This is a genomic window from Streptomyces sp. NBC_00440, from assembly GCF_036014215.1.
Lineage (GTDB): Bacteria > Actinomycetota > Actinomycetes > Streptomycetales > Streptomycetaceae > Streptomyces.
Window position 1 is genome coordinate 3,453,738 of sequence record NZ_CP107921.1, and the last position, 22,042, is coordinate 3,475,779.

Annotated in this window: 16 protein-coding genes; 9 read left to right on the forward strand and 7 right to left on the reverse strand. The window is 71.3% G+C overall.

Annotation, left to right across the window (positions count from 1 at the left end; genetic code table 11):
* Window positions 1-702: 702 nt before the first annotated feature.
* Window positions 703-1,395, reverse strand: a complete 693-nt coding sequence (locus OHB13_RS15400) for a metal-dependent transcriptional regulator (protein WP_266855784.1) — start codon at window positions 1,393-1,395, stop codon at window positions 703-705.
* 126 nt (window positions 1,396-1,521) lie between these two features.
* On the opposite strand from OHB13_RS15400, the gene OHB13_RS15405 reads away from it, so the two are divergent.
* Both OHB13_RS15405 and OHB13_RS15410 read left to right on the forward strand, forming a co-directional pair.
* A complete protein-coding gene (locus OHB13_RS15405; RefSeq protein WP_266855782.1) occupies window positions 1,522-2,292 on the forward strand; it encodes an SIS domain-containing protein in 771 nt (256 codons plus the stop codon).
* 231 nt (window positions 2,293-2,523) lie between these two features.
* Window positions 2,524-3,951 (forward strand): (2,3-dihydroxybenzoyl)adenylate synthase, encoded by a 1,428-nt coding sequence (locus tag OHB13_RS15410; protein ID WP_328377493.1) that lies wholly within the window; start codon window positions 2,524-2,526, stop codon window positions 3,949-3,951.
* Here OHB13_RS15410 and OHB13_RS15415 read toward each other — a convergent pair.
* Window positions 3,923-5,014 carry an Lrp/AsnC family transcriptional regulator gene (locus OHB13_RS15415; protein WP_328377494.1) on the reverse strand — a complete coding sequence of 364 codons (1,092 nt, stop codon included), beginning with the start codon at window positions 5,012-5,014 and terminating at the stop codon, window positions 3,923-3,925. The genes OHB13_RS15410 and OHB13_RS15415 overlap by 29 nt on opposite strands.
* Window positions 5,015-5,150: 136 nt before the next feature.
* Between OHB13_RS15415 and OHB13_RS15420 the strand changes: the two genes are divergently transcribed.
* A complete protein-coding gene (locus OHB13_RS15420) occupies window positions 5,151-6,602 on the forward strand; it encodes an MFS transporter (protein WP_328377495.1) in 1,452 nt (483 codons plus the stop codon).
* A 67-nt stretch (window positions 6,603-6,669) separates the two neighbouring features.
* The gene (locus tag OHB13_RS15425; RefSeq protein WP_328377496.1) at window positions 6,670-7,872 is read left to right on the forward strand and encodes a M20 metallopeptidase family protein; all 1,203 of its coding nucleotides are present in this window, start codon (window positions 6,670-6,672) and stop codon (window positions 7,870-7,872) included.
* Between the two features lie 85 nt (window positions 7,873-7,957).
* Here OHB13_RS15425 and OHB13_RS15430 read toward each other — a convergent pair whose 3' ends face one another.
* Window positions 7,958-9,580 (reverse strand): PAS domain-containing protein, encoded by a 1,623-nt coding sequence (locus OHB13_RS15430; protein WP_328377497.1) that lies wholly within the window; start codon window positions 9,578-9,580, stop codon window positions 7,958-7,960.
* A gap of 240 nt (window positions 9,581-9,820) precedes the next feature.
* Between OHB13_RS15430 and OHB13_RS15435 the strand changes: the two genes are divergently transcribed.
* Entirely contained in the window at window positions 9,821-12,157 is a 2,337-nt protein-coding gene (locus OHB13_RS15435; RefSeq protein ID WP_328377498.1) for a WD40 repeat domain-containing serine/threonine protein kinase, read from the forward strand.
* Window positions 12,158-12,498: 341 nt separating this feature from the next.
* Here the strand turns inward: OHB13_RS15435 and pdxH are convergent, their stop codons facing one another.
* Window positions 12,499-13,137, reverse strand: coding sequence for a pyridoxamine 5'-phosphate oxidase (gene pdxH / locus OHB13_RS15440; RefSeq protein ID WP_328380296.1), 639 nt, complete (start codon window positions 13,135-13,137; stop codon window positions 12,499-12,501).
* Window positions 13,138-13,348: 211 nt separating this feature from the next.
* On the opposite strand from pdxH, the gene OHB13_RS15445 reads away from it, so the two are divergent.
* Window positions 13,349-14,461 (forward strand): citrate synthase 2, encoded by a 1,113-nt coding sequence (locus tag OHB13_RS15445; protein ID WP_328377499.1) that lies wholly within the window; start codon window positions 13,349-13,351, stop codon window positions 14,459-14,461.
* A 1,397-nt stretch (window positions 14,462-15,858) separates the two neighbouring features.
* On the opposite strand, the gene OHB13_RS15450 is transcribed toward OHB13_RS15445, so the two are convergent.
* Window positions 15,859-17,373 carry an FAD-dependent monooxygenase gene (locus OHB13_RS15450; protein WP_328377500.1) on the reverse strand — a complete coding sequence of 505 codons (1,515 nt, stop codon included), beginning with the start codon at window positions 17,371-17,373 and terminating at the stop codon, window positions 15,859-15,861.
* Between the two features lie 253 nt (window positions 17,374-17,626).
* Here OHB13_RS15450 and OHB13_RS15455 point away from each other — a divergent pair, with 253 nt between their 5' ends.
* Complete coding sequence (locus OHB13_RS15455; protein WP_328377501.1) at window positions 17,627-18,718, forward strand: hypothetical protein; 1,092 nt, start codon at window positions 17,627-17,629, stop codon at window positions 18,716-18,718.
* On the opposite strand, the gene OHB13_RS15460 is transcribed toward OHB13_RS15455, so the two are convergent.
* On the reverse strand, window positions 18,711-19,541 hold the full coding sequence (locus tag OHB13_RS15460) for a hypothetical protein (RefSeq protein ID WP_328377502.1): 831 nt from the start codon (window positions 19,539-19,541) through the stop codon (window positions 18,711-18,713). The two genes, OHB13_RS15455 and OHB13_RS15460, sit on opposite strands and share 8 nt — an antisense overlap.
* 376 nt (window positions 19,542-19,917) lie before the next feature.
* On the opposite strand from OHB13_RS15460, the gene OHB13_RS15465 reads away from it, so the two are divergent.
* Complete coding sequence (locus OHB13_RS15465; protein ID WP_328377503.1) at window positions 19,918-20,532, forward strand: DUF4865 family protein; 615 nt, start codon at window positions 19,918-19,920, stop codon at window positions 20,530-20,532.
* A gap of 129 nt (window positions 20,533-20,661) precedes the next feature.
* Here OHB13_RS15465 and OHB13_RS15470 read toward each other — a convergent pair whose 3' ends face one another.
* Entirely contained in the window at window positions 20,662-21,072 is a 411-nt protein-coding gene (locus tag OHB13_RS15470; RefSeq protein WP_328377504.1) for a winged helix-turn-helix transcriptional regulator, read from the reverse strand.
* A 100-nt stretch (window positions 21,073-21,172) separates the two neighbouring features.
* Between OHB13_RS15470 and OHB13_RS15475 the strand changes: the two genes are divergently transcribed.
* Window positions 21,173-22,030: an alpha/beta fold hydrolase gene (locus OHB13_RS15475; protein ID WP_328377505.1), complete on the forward strand. Its 858-nt coding sequence runs from the start codon at window positions 21,173-21,175 to the stop codon at window positions 22,028-22,030.
* The last annotated feature ends 12 nt before the right edge of the window (window positions 22,031-22,042 follow it).

Below are 22,042 nucleotides of genomic sequence, written 5' to 3' on the forward strand. Positions count from 1 at the left end.
GTTCTGGCACCCCCTTCAGTCCCCGGGTGGTCGGTCCGCACCTGCTCGCAGGCCGCTCAGTGGTAAATCCGTGTCGCTTCAGTAGATCGGTGTCGCACCACACAGGCTATCGAACTCACATTCGAAAATGCGCTTCCCTCGCTCAACACCCCACCTTCGAGTGACAACCCCCAAGGGTTGAGGGTTGCTGCCCGGGGGAGATTTCGTGCGGGGGGCGGACCACTCGGGGATGAGGGTCCGGCCAGGCCGACCTTGAGAGCTCGGGGCTCCAGGTCGGCGCGGGGAGGTCAGGCCCCGGCGCTTCCGAGCGCCGGGGCCCTCTGCGTGAGCGGCCCGGCACGGGACCGGGTGCGGGACCACCACTCCGCGCGATGCCCGCTGTGCGACCACTCGGCGCGAGCCCCGCTGGAGGACCACTCGGCGCGAGCCCCGCTGTGGGACCTGGTGAGTCCGCGACCGACGCATACACCTGCTCCCCTCCGTACCGGACGGGCGGGCCGCATCGGACCGCATCGGGTCCGGACCCGGCACCGTCGTCAGGTCTAGGGCCTCAGCCTCGCACGGGTTACGTACGGCCGGGGCCGTTCCCGCACCATTGCGCGGGCCGGCCGCAGCCGCCCGCCCGGCGCCGGGCGGACCCCTGCTCCAGCTCTACTGCTGCTCCTGCTACCGATACTGCTACCGCTCTTGCTGCCGCTCTGGCTACTGCTTGGCCACAAAGACGTGCGAAGCCACCTCGGGGTTGAGCTCGGCCGCCTCACCGCCGCTGCCCACCAGGACCCCGCCGGCCGACTCCGTGACACTCACCACCGAGCCGGGCTGCACCCCCGCGCGACGCAGCGTGTACATCAGCTGGGCGTCGGTCTGGATGGGCTCGCCGATCCGGCGCACCACCACGTTCTTCCCGTCGGGGCCCGGATCCAGCTCGGCCAGGCTCAGCAGGCCCTCGTCGAGGAAGGGATCCGCCTCGGCCTTCTCGCCCAGCTCCTCCAGGCCCGGGATCGGATTGCCGTACGGCGACTCCGTGGGGTGACGCAGCAGATCAAGCACCCGCCGCTCCACCGCCTCGCTCATCACGTGCTCCCAGCGGCACGCCTCCGCGTGCACCTGCTCCCACTCCAGGCCGATCACGTCGACGAGGAGGCACTCGGCCAGCCGGTGCTTGCGCATGACGCGCGTCGCCAGCCTGCGGCCCTCCTCCGTCAGCTCCAGATGCCGGTCGCTCGCGACGGCCACCAGGCCGTCACGCTCCATGCGCGCCACGGTCTGGCTGACCGTCGGGCCGCTCTGGTCGAGCCGCTCCGCGATCCGGGCCCGCATGGGAATCACACCTTCCTCCTCCAGCTCAAGGATGGTGCGGAGGTACATCTCCGTAGTGTCGATCAGCCCACTCATACGTGCCCCTATGTTCCGCTACCGCTATGGCCCTCATCCAATTCTGACGCATACCTCCGACAACCGGCCCGCACAGGACGCGGGCGGTATTGACACTGCCCTGGTACGGACCGCACCGTGATGCGCATGAGCAGCGAGAACAGCGGGAGCAGCGGCCTTGCGGGCGAGTTCTTCGACGCCGCGATCGGCCTGCTGCGGCGGGTACGGGACGAGGAGTCACAGAACGTGACGGCGGCCGGCTCCGCGATAGCCGACACCGTGCAGGCGGGCGGCCGCCTCTTCGCCTTCGGCGCGGGCCACTCCTCGCTCGCCGCTCAGGACGTGGTCTACCGCGCGGGCGGCCTCGCGCTGATGAACCTGCTCGGCGTGCCCGGCACCCTCGGCGTCGACGTCAGGCCGGCCACGCTCGGCTCCGCCCTGGAGCGGGTCAGCGGTCTCGCGAGCGCCGTGCTCGACTCCAGTCCGGCAGCGGCAGGCGACGTACTCGTGATCATCTCGCTCTCCGGGCGCAACGCGCTCCCGGTGGAGATGGCGATGAGCGCCCGCGCCCTGGGCCTCAAGGTCATCGGCGTGACATCGGTGGCGTACACGAAGGAGACCTCGTCACGGCACTCCTCCGGTACGTACCTCAAGGACCACTGCGACATCGTGCTGGACAGCCGGATCGCGGTGGGCGACGCGGAGCTCACCGCCGAGGGCGTCGAGGCGCCCTTCGCGCCCGCGTCGACCGTCGTCACCAGCGCGCTGATGCAGGCGATGATGGCCTCGGCGGCAGGCGAACTGGCCCGCCGCGGCATCGAGCCACCGCTGCTGCGCTCGGGCAACGTCGACGGCGGGCCAGAGTGGAACGGCCGCGTGCTGGCGGAGTACGGCGACCGGATCTTCTACCAGAACTGAGGGAACCCGTAACTGTGGTTTCGTCCAGCCGAGTTGCGTACATATCAACCGGAACTCTCATTGAGTGCACCGCGTTTCGGCCATAGGTTCGCGCCGAGACCGACGGTGGGCCGGCAGGCCGCGGCGCTTGGCCGACCTCCTGGAACGGGACCGTGGAACTACGGAATCACGGGACTGTGGAGTGTCCGCCCGTCGGGATCACCGCACCCGCGCCCGCAGGAGGACAGGAAGATGCTGGACGGCTTCACCCCCTGGCCCGAGGAGGAAGCGGCACGCTACCGGCGGGCCGGGTACTGGCAGGGCCGCACACTCGGCGATCTGCTGCGGGACCCGGCGCGTGAACAGGGCAAGCGGACCGCCCTGGTGCACGGGGACAGCCGCATGACGTACGCGCAGCTGAACCGGCGGGTGGACCGCACGGCCGCCGGTCTCCGGCTGCGCGGCATCCGTCCGGGAAACCGGGTGGTGGTGCAACTGCCGAATGTGCCCGAGTTCGTCGTGACGGTGTTCGCGCTCTTCCGCACCGGGGCGATCCCCGTGTTCGCCCCCGTCGCTCACCGTGCTGCCGAGATCGGCCATCTCGTCCGTACGACCGGGGCTGTCGGCTATGTCGGTCCCACGTCCTACGGCGGTTTCGACCACGCCGGGATGGCTGCCCGGATCTCAGCCGAATTCCCCTTCCTGCGGCGCGTCTTCACCTGGTCCGGGACCGGTACGCCGGCCGGCGGATTCTCCGTGTCGTCGGACGGGTGCCTGTCCTTCCCGCTGAGCTCCATCGACGCCCCGCCGGAGCCCGGCCCGCCGCTCGACGCCGGGTCGGTGGCCTTCTTCCTGGTGGCCGGTTCCCCGCTGGCCGACACCCCGCTGTCCGGTTCCCCGTCGTCCGGTTCCCCGCTGCCCGGCTCCCCGCTGTCCGCCGGGACGGCCGTACGGCCCGAGCTGATCCCGCGTACCCATGACGACTACGCGTACCAGACCCGCGCCACCGGCGAACTCCTCGGGCTCTCCCGGGAGGACGTGTATCTGGCGACTCTGCCGGCGGAGTCCAACTTCGCCTTCGTCTGCCCCGGCATCGTCGGCACTCTCGCCGCCGGAGGGACCGTCGTCCTGATCGAGAACCCGGGACCCGCGGAGGCCTTCCGCGCCATCGAACGCGAACGCGTGACGTTCACGTCCCTGACACCGGGCATCGCCGCGCAGTGGCGGGACGCCCTGCCCGCCGCGACGGAGGATCTGTCGAGTCTGCGGGTCATGCAGATCGGGGGAGCACCGCTGCACCGCGCGCCGGCGGAACGCCTGCCGCCCGGGTTCGGCTGCCGGATCCAGCAGGTGTACGGCGTGGCCGAAGTGCTCCTGTCCGCCACCCGCCTCGACGACGCGGAGGACACCGTCCTGGGTACGCGGGGGCGGCCCGTGTCGCCCGCCGACGAGTTCCGCATCGACGCGCCCGCCGGGCAGACAGGGCGTGCAGCGCAGGAAGGAGAGACCGGGCAGCCCGGGGAACTGCTGGCCCGTGGCCCGCACACCTTCCGCGGCTACTACAAGGCTGACGCTCACAACGCCCGCGCCTTCACCTCTGACGGCTTCTACCGCACCGGCGAACTGGCCCGGCTGGACGCGCACGGCAACCTCATCGTCCAGGAGACGTCGCAGGCGTAACAGGCGTAACAGGCGTAACAGGAGTCACCGGCGTCACCGGCGTCACCGGCGCCCAAGGATCGACCGGTACCGCGCCCGCCGCCCGTCCCCTGCCGTCCAGCAGGCGGCCCATCAGCTTGGTCTGCCGCAGCACGATCGACCGGTCCCTGAGCCGGAGCTGCGGCAGCCGCTCGCCGAGCTGGGTCTCCAGCCGCTGTACATCCTGGATGGAGTGCAGCCAGACCGTGAACAGCAGGTTCTGCGGCCCGGTCACCGACGCGCACAGCCGTACCTCGGGAAGGGTGAGCAGGACACGGACCGCCTCCGGCAGCCGGTCCGCCGGGATGCCGGCCCACAGCGTCGCCGACACCGGCCACTCGGTCAGCTCGCGGGCCACCTCGCAGCGCAGCGCCAGATCGTGGTCGGTGACCAGCCGGCCCACCCGGCGGCGGACGGTGGGGGCGCTGAGCCCGACGGCCCGGCCCAGTTCCACGGCGCTCTCGCGGCCGTTGCGGGACAGTTCCGGCAGCAGCGAGCGGTCAGGTCCGTCGAGCCCCGCCGATGAGCCGGTGCGCGGGGGCGGAGAGGTGAGGCGCAGGCGTTCGCTCTGCTGTGTGGTCAGCGCGCGCAGCCGCCACCGGCTGCCCTCGCCGTAGAGACGGGTGCCGATGGAGGCGCGGGTGGAGGTGACGCCGGGCAGCGCGGCGATCCGGCGCAGCAGCAGCTCGGAGAGCTCGCCGAGCCCGGGGACGAAGACCGTGATGAGCAGGTCGCGTCCGCCTGCCATGTGCTCGACGGTGGCGACCTGCGGCAGCGCGACGAGGGTGTCGGCGACGGATTCGACGCTGCCCGCCCGGCAGTCGACCTCGACGAAGGCGGTGCACAGCCGCTCGATGAGACGGCGGCCCGGATAGCCGGTGACCCAGGCAAGACCCGCGCTCCGCAGCCCCTTCCAGCGGCGGGCGGCGGTGACCGGGTCGATGCCGAGGACCGGGGCGAGGGTCTGCCAGGACGCGCGCGGCGCGATCTGCAGCGCATGCACCAGCTGCGCGTCGAGTCCCGAGATGACATCGGATTCCTGCATGGCGCCCGCCTTGCTGAGGCTTTCCTGCGTTCCCAGCGTATTCCGTTTTCCTCGGCAGCGGCACTGAGCAGCATGTCGTCCCATCCAGGCACCGCCGGACACCGGATTCACCGGGCCCATCGGGAAGAGGTTGGCGATGACTTCAGCGGTTGCAGACAGCGCGGCGGGCGACGGCCGCGGCACAGGCCGGTGTACGGCCACCACCACGGGCACCACCACGGCCACCAGCACCAGCACCAGCACCAGCACCACCGCAATCACCGGCGCGACGGACGCGCCCACGACGGACACCGCGGCGCGGAGTGAGGGGCGGCGGGCCGGTGCGGCCGGGCGCAAGGCGCTGCTGGCCGCCACCGTCGGGGGCGTGGTCGAGTCCTTCGACTGGACGATCTACGCCGTCCTGGCACCGTTCTTCGCCACCCAGCTGTTCCCCGGCGACGATCCGGCGACCGCCCTGATCGGCGCCTATCTGGGCTTCGCGGTCGGCTTCGTCGTCAGGCCCTTCGGTTCGTACGTCATGGGCCGGATCAGCGATTCGCGCGGGCGCCGCTTCGGGCTGACGCTGAGCATGGCGGTCATCTCGGCGGCGAGCGTGCTGATCGCGATCCTGCCGACGGCCGGCGTGGCCGGGGCAGCGGCGCCGGTGCTGCTGGTACTGCTGCGGCTGGTCCAGGGCGTGTCGATGGGCGGCGAGAACCCGAGTGCCGCCGCCTACGTCACCGAGACCGCGCCTCGCCGGCTGCGCTTCCTCTACAGCTCGATCTCCTACTCCGGTGTCGTCATCGGCAACATCCTGTCCTTCGGTGTCCTGACGCTGCTGCTGACCACTCTCGGCAAGGACGGGGTGAGCGGCGGCGGCTGGCGCATCGGCTTCCTGGTGGCGGCCGGGCTCGGACTGCTGGCCCTGTGGATCCGGCGCAGCGCCGAGGAGAGCGAGGAGTTCGCCGAGCAGGCCGCGGCGGCCGGACCCGGCAGTACGGCGGCCGGGCGCCGCGCCCTGTACCGCGCAAGTGCCCGCAACATCGCCGCCGTCTTCCTGATCAGCGTCGGCGCGACCATCGGCTACTACTTCGGAACGACGTACCTCCCGCAGTACGCCCAGCAGTTGGGCGTCGCATCGGACACCGAGTCGTCGGCGTCGATGCTGCTGCCGCTGCTCCTGCTGATCGCGGCGATGGTCGGCGTCGGCAAGCTCGCCGACCGGCTGGGGCCGCTGCGCACGCTGCGTACGGGCCTGGCGCTGCTGGCCCTGGCGACGGTGCCGCTGATGGTGGCGCTGGCGCACCGGGCGCTGCCGATGTGGGTGGTCACGATCGTCTATCTGCTGCTGATCGCGGCGCCGATCGGCCTGACGAACGTGCTGTTCGCGCAGCTGTTCCCGGTGCCGGTGCGGGTGGTGGCGATGGGTGTGCCGTACACGGTGGCCACCGGCCTCTTCGGCGGTACGTTCCCGCTGCTGGCCCAGGCGATGGGCAGGGCGGGCCACTTGACGATGGTGCCCTGGTGGGCCGCCGGCGCAGCGGCCGTCTCCCTCCTGGGCACACTCCTGATCCGCTTCCCGGAGCGCAGCGGCCCCACCACCGGCTGACCCCGCCGCGCTTCTCCGTCAACGCATCTCCGTCGCCTCCCCTCCCCTCCCCTCCGAAGGAGCTTCCATGAACCTGCGTGACGACGCCCGTGCCCTGTCCGACGACCTCGTACGGTTGCGCCGCTCGCTGCACCGCATCCCCGAAGTGGGGCTGGAGCTGCCCCGTACCCAGGAAGCGGTACTGGCCGAGCTGGACGGTCTGCCCCTTGAAGTGCGGACGGGCGACGGGCTGAGCTCGGTGACTGCGGTGCTGCACGGCGCGCAGCCGGGCCCGACGGTGCTGCTGCGCGGCGACATGGACGCACTGCCCGTCGCCGAGCGGACCGGTCTGGACTTCGCGGCGGACACCGGCCGGATGCACGCCTGCGGCCACGATCTGCACACCACCATGCTCACCGGCGCCGCCAAGCTGCTCAGCGCGCACCGGGACCGGCTGGCGGGCGATGTGCTGTTCATGTTCCAGCCGGGCGAGGAGGGCTTCGACGGGGCCCGGCACATGCTCGCCGAGGGGCTGCTGGAGACGTCCGGCCGGCGGCCGGACGCGGCGTACGCGATCCATGTGATGTCGGCGGGGCTGCCGAGCGGCGTCTTCGGCACCCGCGGCGGTCCGGCACTGGCCGCCTCCAATGTGCTGCGGGTGACCGTACGCGGCGAGGGCGGGCACGGTTCGATGCCGCACCGCGCCAAGGAGCCGGTCCAGGCGGCGTGTTCGATGGTCAGCGCCCTTCAGGTGTGGATCACCCGTACCTTCGACGTCTTCGACCCGGTGATCCTCACGGTCGGTTCCTTCCACGCCGGGACCAAGCAGAACGTCATTCCCGACACGGCGGTCTTCGAGGCGACGGTACGAAGCTTCTCGCCCCAGGCGCAGGCGCGGATCAAGGACGGCTCGGTCGAGGTGTGCCGTGGCATCGCGGCAGCGTTCGGGGTGGGCGTGGACGCGGACTTCGCCGAGCTGTATCCGGTGACCGTCAACGACCACGCCGAGGCGGACTTCGTGGCCGATGTGGTGCGTGACGCGCTGGGCGAGGAACGCTATGCGGCGCTGCGGCAGCCGCTGCACGGCTCGGAGGACTTCTCCCGGGTGCTGGCCGAGGTCCCCGGCGCGATGCTCACGCTGGGTGCCCCGCCGGCCGGTGCCGACCCGGAACGCAGCGCCAACAACCATTCACCGCTCGCCGAGTTCGACGACGCGGTCCTGGCGGACGGTGCCGCGGTGTACGCGGAGCTGGCGGCCCGGCGGCTCGCCCAGGAGCCGGTGGCAGGCTGAGCGAGGCCGGGGCCTTCCGTTTGGATCCGGCCTGATCACGCCTGATCAGGCTGGATCGGGAGGGATCACGCTGGATCGGGAGGGATCAGGCCTGATGACGCCCCAGCGCCCGCGCGAGGTCGATGGCGGAAGCCACCCGTACGGCGACGCTCTCCGCGTACACCGCGTCGGGCCGTTCGAAGGCGAGGCGGCTCGCTCCGCGCAGGAACGTCACGACCCCCAGCGTCCTCCCCCGGCTCCGCAGCACCGTGCACAGCGCGTGCACGGTGCCCGGCGGCCACTGCCGCTCCGACGCCCACGCGGCGGCCGCGTCCCTGGCTGTCCCCTCCGCCGAAGCAGAGGCCGAAGCAGAAGCAGAAGGCGGAGCAGAAGGCGGAGCTGACCGTGGTGCGGCCGCCGCGCTGGTGCGTACCGCTCCGGTCCTGGCCACCGCCTGGAGCGCCGGATGGCCCGCCCGGTAGCGCACCGGCAGGACGGCACCCGCCACCGGCAGACACGGCCCGGACGCCCCTCCGGACGGCGTCTCGGCCACCCGTACAAGCCGCTCGGCCGATGCCGGGGAACCGGCGGAACGGGCAAACCCGTCACCAGACATGCCACCGGATATGTCAGCTGACAGGTCAGCGGATATGTCGGCGGACACATCGATCAGCGCATGGTCGGCGAACCCGGCCAGGGCGAAGTCCAGATACGAAGTCGCCGCCTCCATCGGGTCCTCGCACTCGGCGGCGGCCCGCGATGCGCGGTGCAGCTGGGTGCCCCGGAAGCGGAGCCGGCTGGCCTCCTGCTCGGCCTGCTTGGCCGCGGTGATGTCGCGGAACAGCCAGCCGACCCCGAGCGGGACCGGCTCCTCCGCAAGCGGTGAGGCCAGCCGCACGAACCCGCTGCGCCAGCAGCGCCGCCGCTCGCCCTCCGCCGTACGCAGCGTCACCCACATCTCGGCGGGCGCGGAAAGCGCCCCTTCCGCGAGTACGTGCTGGAGCGCGCCCTCCAGCTCATCGGCGCCCTGCACGATCAGGTCACCCAGCGGGCGCCCGAGCAGCGTGGTGCGCCCCGTCGAAAGCGCCCGCGCGGCATGCGCGTTGACGACGGTCGGCCGCAGATCGACATCGACCAGGACGACCCCCCAGGACGCGTCGTCGAACATGGCCTCGCTGAGCGCGATCGCCCGTTCCAGATCGATCTGCGCATGGACCTCGCTGAACGCGCAGTACACCCCGGCCGGTGTGCCGTCCGGGCCGCGCACCCCGGAGGACTGGGTCCGTACGAGCACCCGCCCGCCGTCCTTGCGCAGCAGCGCGAACTCGTGGACCTGGCGGCCCGGCCGGTCCATCGCCGCCATCAGCCGTTCCTGCACCTCACCGGCGTCCGCGGCCCGTACCGCCCAGCCCGCGAAGCCGGTACGCCCGACGGCCTCGTCGGCGGACCAGCCGAGAATCCGCTCGGCCTCGCGGTTCCAGTGCGTGACCACCCCGTCCGCGTCGAACGCGCAGAGCGCGGCGTCCATCCCGTCCAGCAGCGCCGCCAGCAGATCGGACCCCGCACTGCCCGGGTCACCGGACCCACCGGCGCCGTCGGAACCACCGGCGCCGTCGGGAGCCCCGCGCGGAGCACCGGGACCAGGAACCCCTCCCGCCCCCGACTCCCCACCGGGCTCGGGCTCATCGGGCCCCAGCGCACTGGCTGCCTCGATCCGGGAACCACTCATCCGGCACCCCCAACAGGACGCGTCCGCCGCATGTACTGCATGTACCGCACGTCAGATCATTCAACGCGAACGTGACGCAGCCCACACCCGACTTCCGGAAATAAGTTCCGGCCACGGCAAGTCCATACGGCGTTCTCACGGGTGCCTGACACGGGAACCCGCGAACCCCGGAACCCGCGAACGGAGAAGGTCATGTGAAAAGGCGTGCGGGGCTGCGGTGGGCTGGGGGAGCATGTCCGGGTGGCTGGATTCATGGAGCTGAAGCCGTCCGATCCGGCGCACATCGGGCCGTACACGGTGGTGGCCCGGCTGGGCGCGGGGGGAATGGGCCGGGTCTACCTGGGTCGTTCCCGGGGCGGCCGGACAGTGGCCCTCAAGGTCGTCCGTGCGGAACTCACCGAGGACCCCGGCTTCCGGCTCCGGTTCGCCCGCGAGGTGGACGCGGCACGCCGGGTGAACGGCCTCTTCACGGCGGGCGTGGTCGCCGCCGACCCGGAGGGCGACCCGGCGTGGCTGGCGACGGCGTACGTGCCCGGTGTGGCGCTGTCAGCGGCGGTCGCCGAGCACGGGCCGCTGCCGGAGGGCGCGGTGACCGCCCTGGGCGCGGGGCTGGCCGAGGCGCTGGAGGCCATCCACGCGGCCGGTGTGGTGCACCGGGACCTGAAGCCGTCGAACGTGCTGCTGGCCGCGGACGGGCCGCGCGTGATCGACTTCGGCATCTCGCTCGCGGCCGAGGCGACCGCGCTCACCGGCACGGGGATGGTCGTGGGCACACCGGGGTTCATGTCCCCCGAGCAGCTCACCGGCGCCGCGATCGGGCCGGCCAGTGACGTGTTCTCGCTCGGCGCGGTGCTCGCCTTCGCGGCGGGTGGGCGGGGGCCCTTCGGTACGGGCGCCGCGCACCCGCTGATGTTCCGCATCGTGCACGAGGCGCCGGACCTCTCCGGAGTTCCGCCGCGGCTGCGCGACGTAGTGGCGGAGTGCCTGGCCAAAGAGCCGGCCGGACGCCCTTCCGTACCGGAGGTGCTGGAGCGGTTCGCCGCCCTGAACCCCGCTCGGCCGCCGGGCCCGGGGCGGGCGTTCGAGGCCGACTGGATGCCGGGACCCGTGGCCCGGACGGTTCGGGACCGCGCGCCGGGGGAGCCGGAAGTTCCGGACGGTACGGCCCCGGTGGGTACGGCGTCAGCGGTGACGAATCCGGCGGTCTCGGAAGCCCCGGACGGTACGGCCCCGGCCCCGGCCCCCGCCGACCCGCTGCCCCGGAACCCCCCGACGCACCCCGCGACTTCCCTCAGCGACCGGCCCACCGAGACCGCCCCCCGCCTCCAATGCCCGCGCCCCGCTCCCGGACTGCCGCCCGGTCCGCCCGCCGCACCCGGCGCGGGAGGCGACGCCGACCACCCCGCCGCCGAACCGGCCCCCGGCCCGTCCGCCGACGCCGGCCGCACCACCGCCAACCGCCCCGCCGCGCTCGTCGACGACAGCCGCACCGTCTCCAGCCCCGGCGCCCCCCTCCCCCGGCGCCGGCTCCTCCTCGGCGTCCTGGGCGCCGCGGCGCTGACCGGCGGCGTCGCCACGGCCGTCGCGCTGAAGGGCCACGGCTCGTCCGGCAGTCCCGGCGCGGCGCACGGCGCCTCCCCCACCGCCACCAACGCCCGCAGAGCCCTCGCCGTCCTCCGCTGCGACAGCCCCGTGCACTCCCTCGCGTACGCCCCCCGCGGCGGCACCCTCGCCACGGGTGACGAATACGGCACTGTCCAGCTGTGGGACGTGGCCGCGCGGAAACGGACCGGCAGCATCACCAACGTCGTCGACGGCTTCGGCGGCGGGCCCATCGGCGGGCTGGCCTTCAGCCCGGACGGCACGCTTCTGGCCACCAGTGGCGGCAACGGCGCCCGCCTGTGGCACGTGGCCACGCGGAAGACCGCCGCCGTCCTCAGCAGCCTCGGCGACGGCCGCAGCATCGGACCCCTGGCCTTCAGCCCGGACGGCAAGTCCCTGGTCGCCGGAGAGGACAGGGGCGTGATCCAGTGGTGGCGCGTGCCCGGGGGGAAGCCCGCAGCCACCCTCGCCGACCCCGGCCGCACCGACGAGGCGATGGTGGCCTTCAGCCCGGACGGCAGGACCCTCGTCACCGCGGACATCAACCGCGCCCGGTGGTGGGACGTGGCCACGAAGAAGACCACCGCGGTGATCACCGACCGCAGCAACCCCGTCCTCTACGGGCGGGCGTTCAGCCCCGACCGCCGGCTGTTCGCCAGCGGCGACGTCTTCGGCGTGATCAAGCTGTGGGACATGGTCACCAAGAAGCAGACCGCCACCCTCGAATCCGACACGAAGATCGTCATGGCCCTGGCGTTCAGCCCGGACGGGAAGACCCTCGCCAGCGGCAGCTCCGACTCCACGACCCTGCTGTGGGACGTGGCCACGCGGAAGATCTCCGCCCGGCTCACGGGCCACACCGGCGGCGTCTACTGCGCGGAGTTCAACCCGGACGGGAAGACCCTCGCCACGGGCAGCGCGGACCACACCGTCCGGCTGTGGAACACCGCCGGACGGGGCCAGGCCGTTTCGTAGGGGGGGTGAGATCCGGATCGGCCATGAAGCCGTACATGGCGCCGCATATGCGGCCGTTAATTCGGTTGATCCGGTCCGGAGGGGCTCCTAAAGTCGGTCGCACGCTAGAAGGGAGGTGTTCCGGAAGTGATTTCTTCTCGGACTTGCGAGGTGGCTGCGGGCTGACGGCCCGTCGTCGCACTCTGTGCAGTGCCGGCAGACCGCCGGCCGAAATCCCAAGCAGTCACCGACCCGCGGGCTCGCCGGTAAGTCCGGCCGGCTCCTCCGCAAGGAGGAACCAGAGCCCGCGGGTTTCTGCGTGCATAGACCCCGGACGCGCCCGCACGTACGCCCTCACGCCCTCACGGGCAGAGCCGCTCCACGCGCCACCCGGAGTCCGTCTCGCCGCTCTCCGTACTCACATACCGCAGCCGGTCGTGCAGCCGGTTCTCGTGGCCCTGCCAGAATTCGGCCGTGTCAGGAGCCACCCGGTAACCACCCCAGTCCTCCGGCACCGGGACCTCGGTGCCCTCCGGGTAGCGGGCCGCCAACTCCTCGTAACGGCTGGTCAGTTCCTCCCGTGAGGCGATCACCGACGACTGGGCGCTCGCCCACGCGCCGAGCTGTGAGCCGTGCGGGCGGGTGCGGAAGTACGCCACCGTCTCCTCGCGGGCGATACGGGACGCCGTGCCCGTGACCATGACCTGGCGGGCGATCCGGTGCCAGGGGAAGAGCAGCGAGACCTGCGGGTTGGCTGCCAGTTCACGGCCCTTGCGGGAGCCGTAGTTGGTGAAGAAGACGAAGCCGTCCGCGTCGAAGTGCTTGAGCAGCACCGTACGGGCGGAGGGGCCGCCCTGCGGGGTCGCGGTCGAGACGATCACCGCGTTCGGTTCGTGCAGGCCGCCCGCGACGGCGTCCGCGAACCAGCGGGCGAACTGGTCCATCGGAGCGGCGGCGAGGTCCTCCTCCGCGAGGACGGAGGAACGGTACTGCTCGCGCATCACGGCGGGATTCAGATCAAGGTTCGGCACGGGACCATCCTGCCGCAAAGGGGCTGTGTGCCGGATGTCACGCTTCCCCGCACCGGCGGGAGCCGTCAGACTCGTGCCTCCGCACCCGGACATGTCAGCAGACGTGTGACCCGAGCCGAACCGCCATCGAATCGAACCGAGCTGAACCCGTAGGTCGAAACGCATCACGAGGAGCCGCCCGATGTCTGACGCCGCTGCCGCTTTCGTACCCGGACTCGAAGGAGTCGTCGCATTCGAGACCGAGATCGCCGAACCGGACAAGGAGGGCGGCGCGCTGCGGTACCGCGGCGTCGACATCGAGGACCTGGTCGGCCAGGTGTCCTTCGGGAACGTCTGGGGTCTGCTGGTCGACGGCGCGTTCAATCCGGGGCTGCCGCCTGCCGAGCCGTTCCCGATCCCGGTGCACTCCGGTGACATCCGGGTCGATGTGCAGTCCGCACTGGCGATGCTCGCGCCCGTCTGGGGCCTGAAACCGCTGCTCGACATCGATGAGCGCACCGCGCGCGACGATCTGGCGCGCGCGGCGGTGATGGCCCTCTCGTACGTCGCCCAGTCGGCGCGTGGCCAGGGCAGCCCGATGGTTCCGCAGAGCGAGATCGACAAGGCGGATTCGGTCGTCGAGCGCTTCATGATCCGCTGGCGCGGTGAGCCGGACCCCAAGCATGTCAAGGCGGTTGACGCGTACTGGACGTCGGCGGCCGAGCACGGAATGAACGCCTCCACCTTCACCGCGCGGGTCATCGCGTCGACCGGCGCGGATGTCGCCGCCGCGCTCTCGGGTGCGGTCGGCGCGATGTCCGGGCCGCTGCACGGCGGTGCGCCGTCGCGGGTCCTCGGGATGATCGAGGAGATCGAGCGGACGGGCGACGCGAGCGCGTACGTGAAGCGGGCGCTGGACCAGGGCGAGCGGCTGATGGGTTTCGGCCACCGCGTCTACCGCGCCGAGGACCCGCGGGCCCGGGTCCTGCGCCGTACGGCCAAGGAACTGGCCGCGCCCCGCTTCGAGGTCGCCGAGGCGCTGGAGAAGGCGGCTCTGGAGGAACTGCACGCCAGGCGCCCCGACCGGGTGCTTGCCACGAACGTGGAGTTCTGGGCGGCGATCGTGCTGGACTTCGCGGAGGTCCCGGCGCACATGTTCACGTCGATGTTCACGTGCGCCCGCACGGCGGGCTGGAGCGCGCACATCCTGGAGCAGAAGCGCACGGGGCGGCTGGTGCGGCCTTCGGCGCTGTACGTGGGGCCGGGGACGCGCGACCCCCGCGAGATCGAGGGGTACGACAGCATCACCGGGTGAGGGTGGTGGCGCCCTCCCGTGCCGGCGCCCGCAGTTGGCCGGGACAGCGGTAGCCGGGGCGGATCGCGGTGGCTACGGTCGATCGTGGGCAGAGTCCTCCCGGAGTACGGAGGACCTACGGAGGGCCTGTGCGCACCGGAAAGCTGTTGTCCCACGTCGATGAGCGTTGGCCCAAGGGGCGTCGGCTCGTGGTGGCCGGGTGGGCGTTGAGGCTGGCAGGAGCGGTGCTGGGCGTCACCGGCTGGCTGGCCTTCAAGACAGGCTGGACCGGCGATCAGCTGCCGGCCATGCTCCACCCGGCCTGGTGGCTGCGTGGCTTGGGGAGCCTGGTGGCGGTCGGTGTCGCCCTGAGGATCTTCGGGACCGGCCGTCACCTCGTGGTGCAGGGCAAGCGGTACACGGCTGAGGTGATCGACTCGTTCGGCGCTCTGGCGGGGACCCGCTACGTGTTGTATCTGCGCCCGTTCTCGAATGATGCGGACATGTCCGCACTGGAAACCGAGATCCAGGGCGGCGGGACCGAGCTGGGGGCGATGTTCTTCCTCTCCGGGCTGACCCGCGAGGAGCAGTTGGTGCACCGCTTCGGGCTGCTCGGCCGCGTCATCGCGGTCGGCAGGCCCGGGGAGCGCCTCCCTCCGATCGGCGCGGTGCGCGGGCAGTTGCCCCTCGATGACTGGCAGCCCACCGTCAGTTCGCTGATCGAGGGAGCTCAGGTGGTGCTGATGGCGGCGGGCCTCGGTCCGGGGACGGTGTGGGAGTTCACGGAAGCCGTGCGCCTCCTGCAACCGGCCACGAGGCTGGTTGTGCTGGTCTACTGCGATGCCGCCGCCTATGAGCGCTTCCGCGAGGCGGTCGCCGTGGAGTACGAGCGGCGTTCGCGGACCGAGCCGCCAGCAGGCACCGCGTGGCCGCCGTTACCCGCGCTGCCGGACTATCCGCCTCCGGCCCGCCCCACGCGTCCACGCTGGGAGATCTGGCTCAACGGGGGCCGGAAGAGGCTGCGTTGGGACTTCGCCCTCAAAGGCATGGTGGTGTTTGATCCGGGCTGGGAGGCCGCCTTCACCCGCTTCGACCCGACGACGCTGCGGATGCCGTCCGGGTTGACCTTGCGCCGCCTGGTCAAGCGGGAGATGCGGCCCATCATGGAGCAGTTGGAAGCGCTGGCACCCGCGCAATTGAACGGCACGGCCCGCAGGGGCTGTGCGTGGCGGCGGCGCGGCCCCGGGCGTGGCTCAGGGGCTGTCCGGCCGGTCTTCGTGGATCAGGCCGGGGCGTCCGGTGCGGTGCCCCGCAAGGCGGAGGATCGCCCCCGTACTGGACGCACTGGGGTGACTCCGACAACGCGGCGAGGTGCCGTGCCAGGCGTCGCGGGCCCACGAAGACCGGCCGGACAGGATCTACGGGCGGCCGAACCACCGGGAGGCTGCTCGTTCGAACTCGTCTGCGGAGAAGTCGTGGTCGTCGGCCCACGCGACGGTGCCGTCCGGGCGGACCAGTACGGCCCCCAGTCCCAGGTCGTCCGCCGGCGCCCCGGCCACGTGACACAGTCGGCTCCGCCAGGCTGCTGCCGGGCCGCTCAGCCGGCCGTCGGCACTGAAGTCGAGGATGACGCCCAGCCCGTCCCGCATCAGCTCGCCGAGACACGTTCCGTCATCGAACCGGAAGTTGGGAGCATTGCGGCCCACTAGTGGATGCGCGCTGCCGAGGTCGTAGCGGACCGACGATCCCGACACCTTCTCGAAGACATATGTCGTCCCGTCCCGGGTGCCGAGCAGGTCGCGGACCACACCTTGGATCGCCTGGGCGTGCCTGTCCGGCCTCATGATCGACACCTGGGCGCGTGACCAGTCGAGCACCTGGGCGCCGATGGGGTGGCGCTCCTGGCTGTACGTGTCGAGGAGTCCGTCCGGAGCGTGCCCCCGCACGGTCGCCGCGAGTTTCCAGCCCAGGTTCACGGCGTCGCCGATGCCGGTGTTCAGGCCCTGGCCGCCGAGCGGTGAGTGGATGTGAGCGGCGTCGCCCGCGAGGAGGACGCGTCCCTGCCGGTAGGTCGTCGCCTGCTTGGCCCGGTCGGTGAAGGTGGAGGCGAGCCGGACGTCGTTCAGGGTGACATCGGTGCCCGACACACGGCGCAGCACCGTCTGAAGATGGTCGCGGGTCGGCTGCCGCGAGCGGTCGAACGCGCCGCCGTCGAAGTCCAGCATGGCGATGTGCCCATCGCCGGCCATCCGGATGTACATGCCCGTCGGCGTCAGATTGAACCCGGGGCGCAGCTTCGCCGGATCGGCGAGCGTGCCGACCACGGTGTATCCGGTGAACTCAGGATCGGTGCCGTCGAAGTCGAAGCCCGCGAGCCGTCGCACCGCGCTCCGCCCGCCGTCGCAGCCGACGCCCCAGCGCGCCTCGAAGCCGGCCTCACCCGCGGACACGACCACGCGGTCCTCGTCCTGTTCGACCGCGTCCACGGTCACGCCGTGCCGAATGTCGACGCCCAGTTCGACCGCCCGCTCGGACAGCAACGACTCGACGGCCTGAAGGCTGATCATCGTGAAGTCCGGGCTCGGGCTGGGCAGCCGGAAGGGCAGATCGGCCATGTCGACGTTGGCCGGATCGAGCACCATACCGGCGAAGTGGCCCACCGCACGGGGCGGTGACGGCCCATCAGGCTGGGGACGGACGTCACGTCCGTCGGGGAAGGAAGATGCGTCCACTATCGCGTCCAGCAGGCCGCGACGGTAGAACGCCCCGATCGAGAATCCGAACAGTCCGCGCATCCCGAGCGGTTGCGTCCTCCATGGCGAGCCCTGCTCCGACTCCTTCTCCAGCACCAGCACGGAGCAGCCCGCAAGGCCGAGCTCGCAGGCGAGGAGGAGACCGACCGGGCCCGCGCCCACGATCACTACGTCGTGCATGAAACATTCCCCTTTTCGGAGTCACTGCCGGGCGACCACCCGGCCGGACCTCTGGAAAGGTGTCAGTCCCCGCCGACACCGCACCGATACGGCGCCGACATCCACCGACAGGCCACCGACAACGTGCCGCACGCTGCCCGGACCGGCGTGCGGTCTCCCCACGCAACAAGTGGCCCCAACTGGCCGTTACTCAAAGGCACTTCATGCCCGTACTCTCGAAGCAGTGTGACGCCGCACGCGAGGAGGACGGGCCATGACAGCCAACGGGGGACAGCGGGCGGCAGCGGGATCCGGCGGCTTACCCGTCAGCGCCTTCGCGCCGACAGGCTGGGCGTACGCACCCTCCGCGCCCCAACCCGGAATCGTGCCCCTGCGCCCGCTGGATTCCGGCGACATCATGCGCGGCGTGCTCACCACCCTGCCGCGCTACGCCAGGCCGCTCTACCTCCCGCTGCTCTCCTTCGCTCTCGGCTTCACCGTGTTGCTCAGTGGCTGCGCCTTCGCCGCCTGGGCCCTGATCACGCCACTGCCCGCGTCCGGCACCCGGATGACCACCGATCACGTGCTGGAGGTGGCCGGGGTCATCGCCGTGGCCGCTCTCCCCCTGTTGGTCTTCGCCACCGTCGCCTACGCCGCCACCGCGGCACTCAGCACCACCGTGCTGGGCCACTACGCCGTACTCGGCCGCCGGCCCCTGGCGGCCCGCCAAGCATGGGCGGAGAGCCGACGCCACCTGTGGCGCGTGCTGGGCACCCAGCTTCTGGTCAGTCTGACCACCGTGGCCCTTCTGCTCGCGTCCACGCTGCCGGCCATCCTGCTCGGCACCATCCTGCACAGCACCACCGCCGCGGCCTTCAGCTTGCTCCTGCTCATCCCCGGTCTGCTCGGCGCCCTCTACGCAGGGGGGCGGCTCCTCCTCGCCGTACCGGTGACGGTCCTGGAGAACAAGCGCCCGGCCGCCGCGATGCGCCGGGCCTGGACGCTCAGCCACGGTGCCTGGTGGCGCGGTGTCGGCGTTGCGTGCCTGGCGCGGATGATCGGCTACGCAGCCACCCAGTTGATCACCACCGTGGCGGGAACGATCGCGACACAGCTCGCCCCCTTGGGTGCGCTCGACGGCACCCGCAGCGGCCAGTCGTTCCCGCTGTCGGCCGCCGACCTCGTCCTTCCGGCCGCCGTCGTCGTACTCGCCGTTGTGACCGCCGCGACCCTCAGGGCACCGCTGACCCCCCTGACCCTCGGCCTGCTGTACATCGACCGGCGCATCCGGCTGGAGAACTTCCACATCACGCTCGCCACAGCAGCGGGCGGTCGGTCGACGTGGCCGGTCCAGGCGGTCACTTGATGTCGTATTTCTGGGAGTCGACGTTGTACGAGCCGCGCTTCGCGCCGGTCATCTTCCCGGTGCACCCAAGGTAGACAGTCGCCCCGTCGACGCTTTTACCGAGGTCAGCGGTGGGGGCGAACCGGATGCGAAGCTTCGCCTCGGCGCCCGCTTCGAGCGAGGTACTGAGAACACGTCGGGCCGTGCGGTGAGAAGGTGGCAGGGATATCCACCGGTGGCCGTCGTACTTCTGAATGGCGAAGTCCTCCAGCAGGCTGGGGTCCGAGTCGCATGAGATGTCGTCCTGGTTGCATTGGTCAATCCAGAATCCGGCGTACACCGGCGACATGCGCCGGGTGGAGTCGTTGGTGACGGTGTAATCCGCTTCGGTCCAGTGTCCGTTGCGGTGCAGAGCCCCGCCGCTTGTCGTGCCGTTGCTCGGGGCGACGGTGACTGCGGCCAGTGCGGCATGGTCGGTGTCCGTCGCCAGGGTGCGCCCGCCTGCGGTGAGGGATGCGTGCACGGGCACCGTCTCCGGCTCCGTGGACGGCCCGTATTGGGGCTTGACCAGGAGACGCCACAAGTCCCTGTCCAGAGGGACCGAGTAGCTTCCGGTCAGCGTGTCGAGACCGGCTTTCGGGCCGGGTGACGACTTGAGACTCAGGCGTGGCCAGTGGTCCCAGTCCTCACTCTTCGGCGTTTCGTAGTAGGCCGTCAGCTTCTTACCGGTCGGCACGTCGAACTTCACCGTGACTTCGGCCCGGGCGGGTGCCGACCCGTGCATGGCCAGCCAGAGGCCAAGGATTCCGTCGCGGTTGTGCGCGTAGGTGTCGACAGCTTTCACGCTGACGGATACCGGCGGTTCGGAGGCATGGGTGGCTGTTGCCGGCGCGGGCTTGCCTCCCGAGCCACCACATGCCGCAAGCGTCCCGGCCATCACCACAGCGCTCAGGACCGCCCGCCACCGAAGCAGACTCACACGCATCACGACCCCCCGGTCCACGCTCGATCAGCGCAGTCTGTCACAGGCCCACGACACCCCTGATCCGGAAGGCGTACGCGACAGCATCGACGGCTGGACGGTCACCCAGGCCACCTGCCGAAGGGTCCACCTACGGGCCTGCGGCTGCCTCAGAACAACGAAGCGGCAGACTGATGACGGCCGACGCGATACGTTCAGCGCCGGCCGGGACCCTTCACCCGGAAAGGCACCACTCTTCGTGTACGCCAAGCAGTACGAGATCACGCTGCCCGCCGACTACGACATGCAGATCATCCGCAAGCGGGTCGCCGACGGGGGCCACATCCTCGACGACCGCGCCGGACTCGGCCTGAAGGCGTACGTCATCCGCGAACGCGGCACCGACGGTTCGCCGGTCAACCAGTACGCGCCCTTCTACCTGTGGAACGACCCCGGCGCGATGGCCCACTTCCTCGTCGGCGGCGGCGGATTCCAGAACATCGTCCGCGACTTCGGGCGCCCCGTCGTACGCCACTGGACCGGGATCGCCTGCCACGCGGGCCCCGCCCGCACGACGTTCCCCCGGGCGGCCTCGCGCCGTCTCACCCCTCTCGCCACCGGCCCCGGCTCCGACACCACCGGGCTGGACCTGGCCGCACGGATCGAGCAGGAGGTCGCAGAGCTCCACGACCTCGCCCGCCACGATGACGTCCACACCGCCGCCCTGGCATTCGACCCGCACCACTGGCAGTTGATGCGGTTCGTCCTGTGGCGGGACACTTCCGCACCGGACGCGGCGGCCACCGAGCGCTACGAGGTGCTGCACTTGTCCACACCCGACATCGGCCAACTGCCCGGGGGACGAGCCTGGTAGCAGCCGGTCGCGGATGACCAGGCCACGGCAGCCCGTCCTCACGGTTCTCCGATTCCGGGCGGATGCGCGGGCGTCGCCGTACCGGGTCGTGCACCTCAACTTGGAGTGCTTCGGGCGGAACCGGCCCGCCTATCCCTCATCGACCTCCTGGTCGGCGGCCTCGTTGGCGCGGTCGATCTCGGTCATGTGCTCCTCCGCCCAGGTCCGCAGCCCCGCAAGCGCGGCTTCCAGGGACAGCCCGAGTCCGGTGAGCCGGTAGAACACCCGCGGCGGCACGGTCGGTTCGACCCGGCGCGACACCAGCCCGTCGCGGGTCAGGGTTCGCAGCGTCACGGACAGCATCTTCTGCGATACGCCGGGCATCCGGCGTCTCAGCTCCGCGAAGCGCACCTCGTCCGGTGCGGCGTCGGCGAGCGTCTTGACGGCCATGGACGTCCACTTCGTACCGATGCGATCCAGCAACTGCCGTGTCGGGCACTGGGGGTCGAACAGATCGCCGCGTACGCCGCGACCGGCGGCCCGGCCTCCTCGGGTGGTCACCTGTGGCTCACCACCTTCCCTGAAAGTGCCGTCTAGGCAGTGGTTGGACAGTTACCTATCGTTTGGTGGTCACCAATAGTAACCACCCCGGGGAGCCGTCTTGCCCGCAACCACCGCACACCAACTACGCCGCATCGCGACGAACGGGGTCCAGCTCAACGTCGCAATCGCCGGGGCCGGACCTGCGGTACTCCTGCTGCACGGTTTCCCGCACACCTGGCAACTCTGGAGCGGCATCATGGGCCGACTGGCCGGGCAGTACCGGGTGATCGCCCCGGACCTGCGAGGCTTCGGTGCCAGTACGCGAGCCGCCGAGGGTTACGACGCAGGCACCCTCGCCGCCGACGTCGAAGGGCTCCTCGACGCACTCGGCGAGCCCTCGGCATCGGTGGTCGGCATCGACGCGGGTACCGCCCCCGCCGTCCTGCTCGCGCTGCGTCGACCCGATCTCGTCCGGCGCCTGGTCGTGATGGAGGCACTGCTCGGCCGCCTGCCCGGCGCGGAGCACGTCGTCGCGGGAGGTGCCCCGTGGTGGTCCGGCTTCCACGCCGTCCCCGGCCTCGCCGAGACCGTCCTGGCCGGTAACGAGGCCTCGTACATCGACTGGTTCCTCGACTCGGGAACGCTCGGGCGAGGAGTACCCGACGACATCCGTGCGGCGTTCGTCCACGCGTACACCGGGAGTGAGGCCCTGCGCTGCGCGTTCTCCTCTTACCGGGCCCTGCCCACCAGCGCGCAGCAGCTCCAGGACGCCGTCGCGAAGGCTCGGCTGACCATGCCCACCATGGCCGTCGGCTCTCACCCCGTCGGCCCCGGACTCGAACGCCAACTCCGGCCCCTCGCCGATGACCTGGTCGGCCACCATCTCCAGGACTGCGGCCACATCATTCCCCTGGACCGCCCCGAAGCGTTGTTCGCGCTCCTTGCTCCGTTCCTCTCCGCCGACCTGCCGAAGTGAGCGAGACTCGGT

What these genes read in the sequence shown, in the direction of transcription:
- OHB13_RS15410 (WP_328377493.1), top strand. Translation starts at nt 2,524, where the DNA reads ATGCTGGACGGCTTCACCCCCTGGCCCGAGGAGGAAGCGGCACGCTAC.
- OHB13_RS15450 (WP_328377500.1), bottom strand. Translation starts at nt 17,373, where the DNA reads ATGCACGACGTAGTGATCGTGGGCGCGGGCCCGGTCGGTCTCCTCCTC.
- pdxH (WP_328380296.1), bottom strand. Translation starts at nt 13,137, where the DNA reads ATGCGCGAGCAGTACCGTTCCTCCGTCCTCGCGGAGGAGGACCTCGCC.
- OHB13_RS15405 (WP_266855782.1), top strand. Translation starts at nt 1,522, where the DNA reads ATGAGCAGCGAGAACAGCGGGAGCAGCGGCCTTGCGGGCGAGTTCTTC.
- OHB13_RS15400 (WP_266855784.1), bottom strand. Translation starts at nt 1,395, where the DNA reads ATGAGTGGGCTGATCGACACTACGGAGATGTACCTCCGCACCATCCTT.
- OHB13_RS15420 (WP_328377495.1), top strand. Translation starts at nt 5,151, where the DNA reads ATGACTTCAGCGGTTGCAGACAGCGCGGCGGGCGACGGCCGCGGCACA.
- OHB13_RS15415 (WP_328377494.1), bottom strand. Translation starts at nt 5,014, where the DNA reads ATGCAGGAATCCGATGTCATCTCGGGACTCGACGCGCAGCTGGTGCAT.
- OHB13_RS15445 (WP_328377499.1), top strand. Translation starts at nt 13,349, where the DNA reads ATGTCTGACGCCGCTGCCGCTTTCGTACCCGGACTCGAAGGAGTCGTC.
- OHB13_RS15430 (WP_328377497.1), bottom strand. Translation starts at nt 9,580, where the DNA reads ATGAGTGGTTCCCGGATCGAGGCAGCCAGTGCGCTGGGGCCCGATGAG.
- OHB13_RS15455 (WP_328377501.1), top strand. Translation starts at nt 17,627, where the DNA reads ATGACAGCCAACGGGGGACAGCGGGCGGCAGCGGGATCCGGCGGCTTA.
- OHB13_RS15425 (WP_328377496.1), top strand. Translation starts at nt 6,670, where the DNA reads ATGAACCTGCGTGACGACGCCCGTGCCCTGTCCGACGACCTCGTACGG.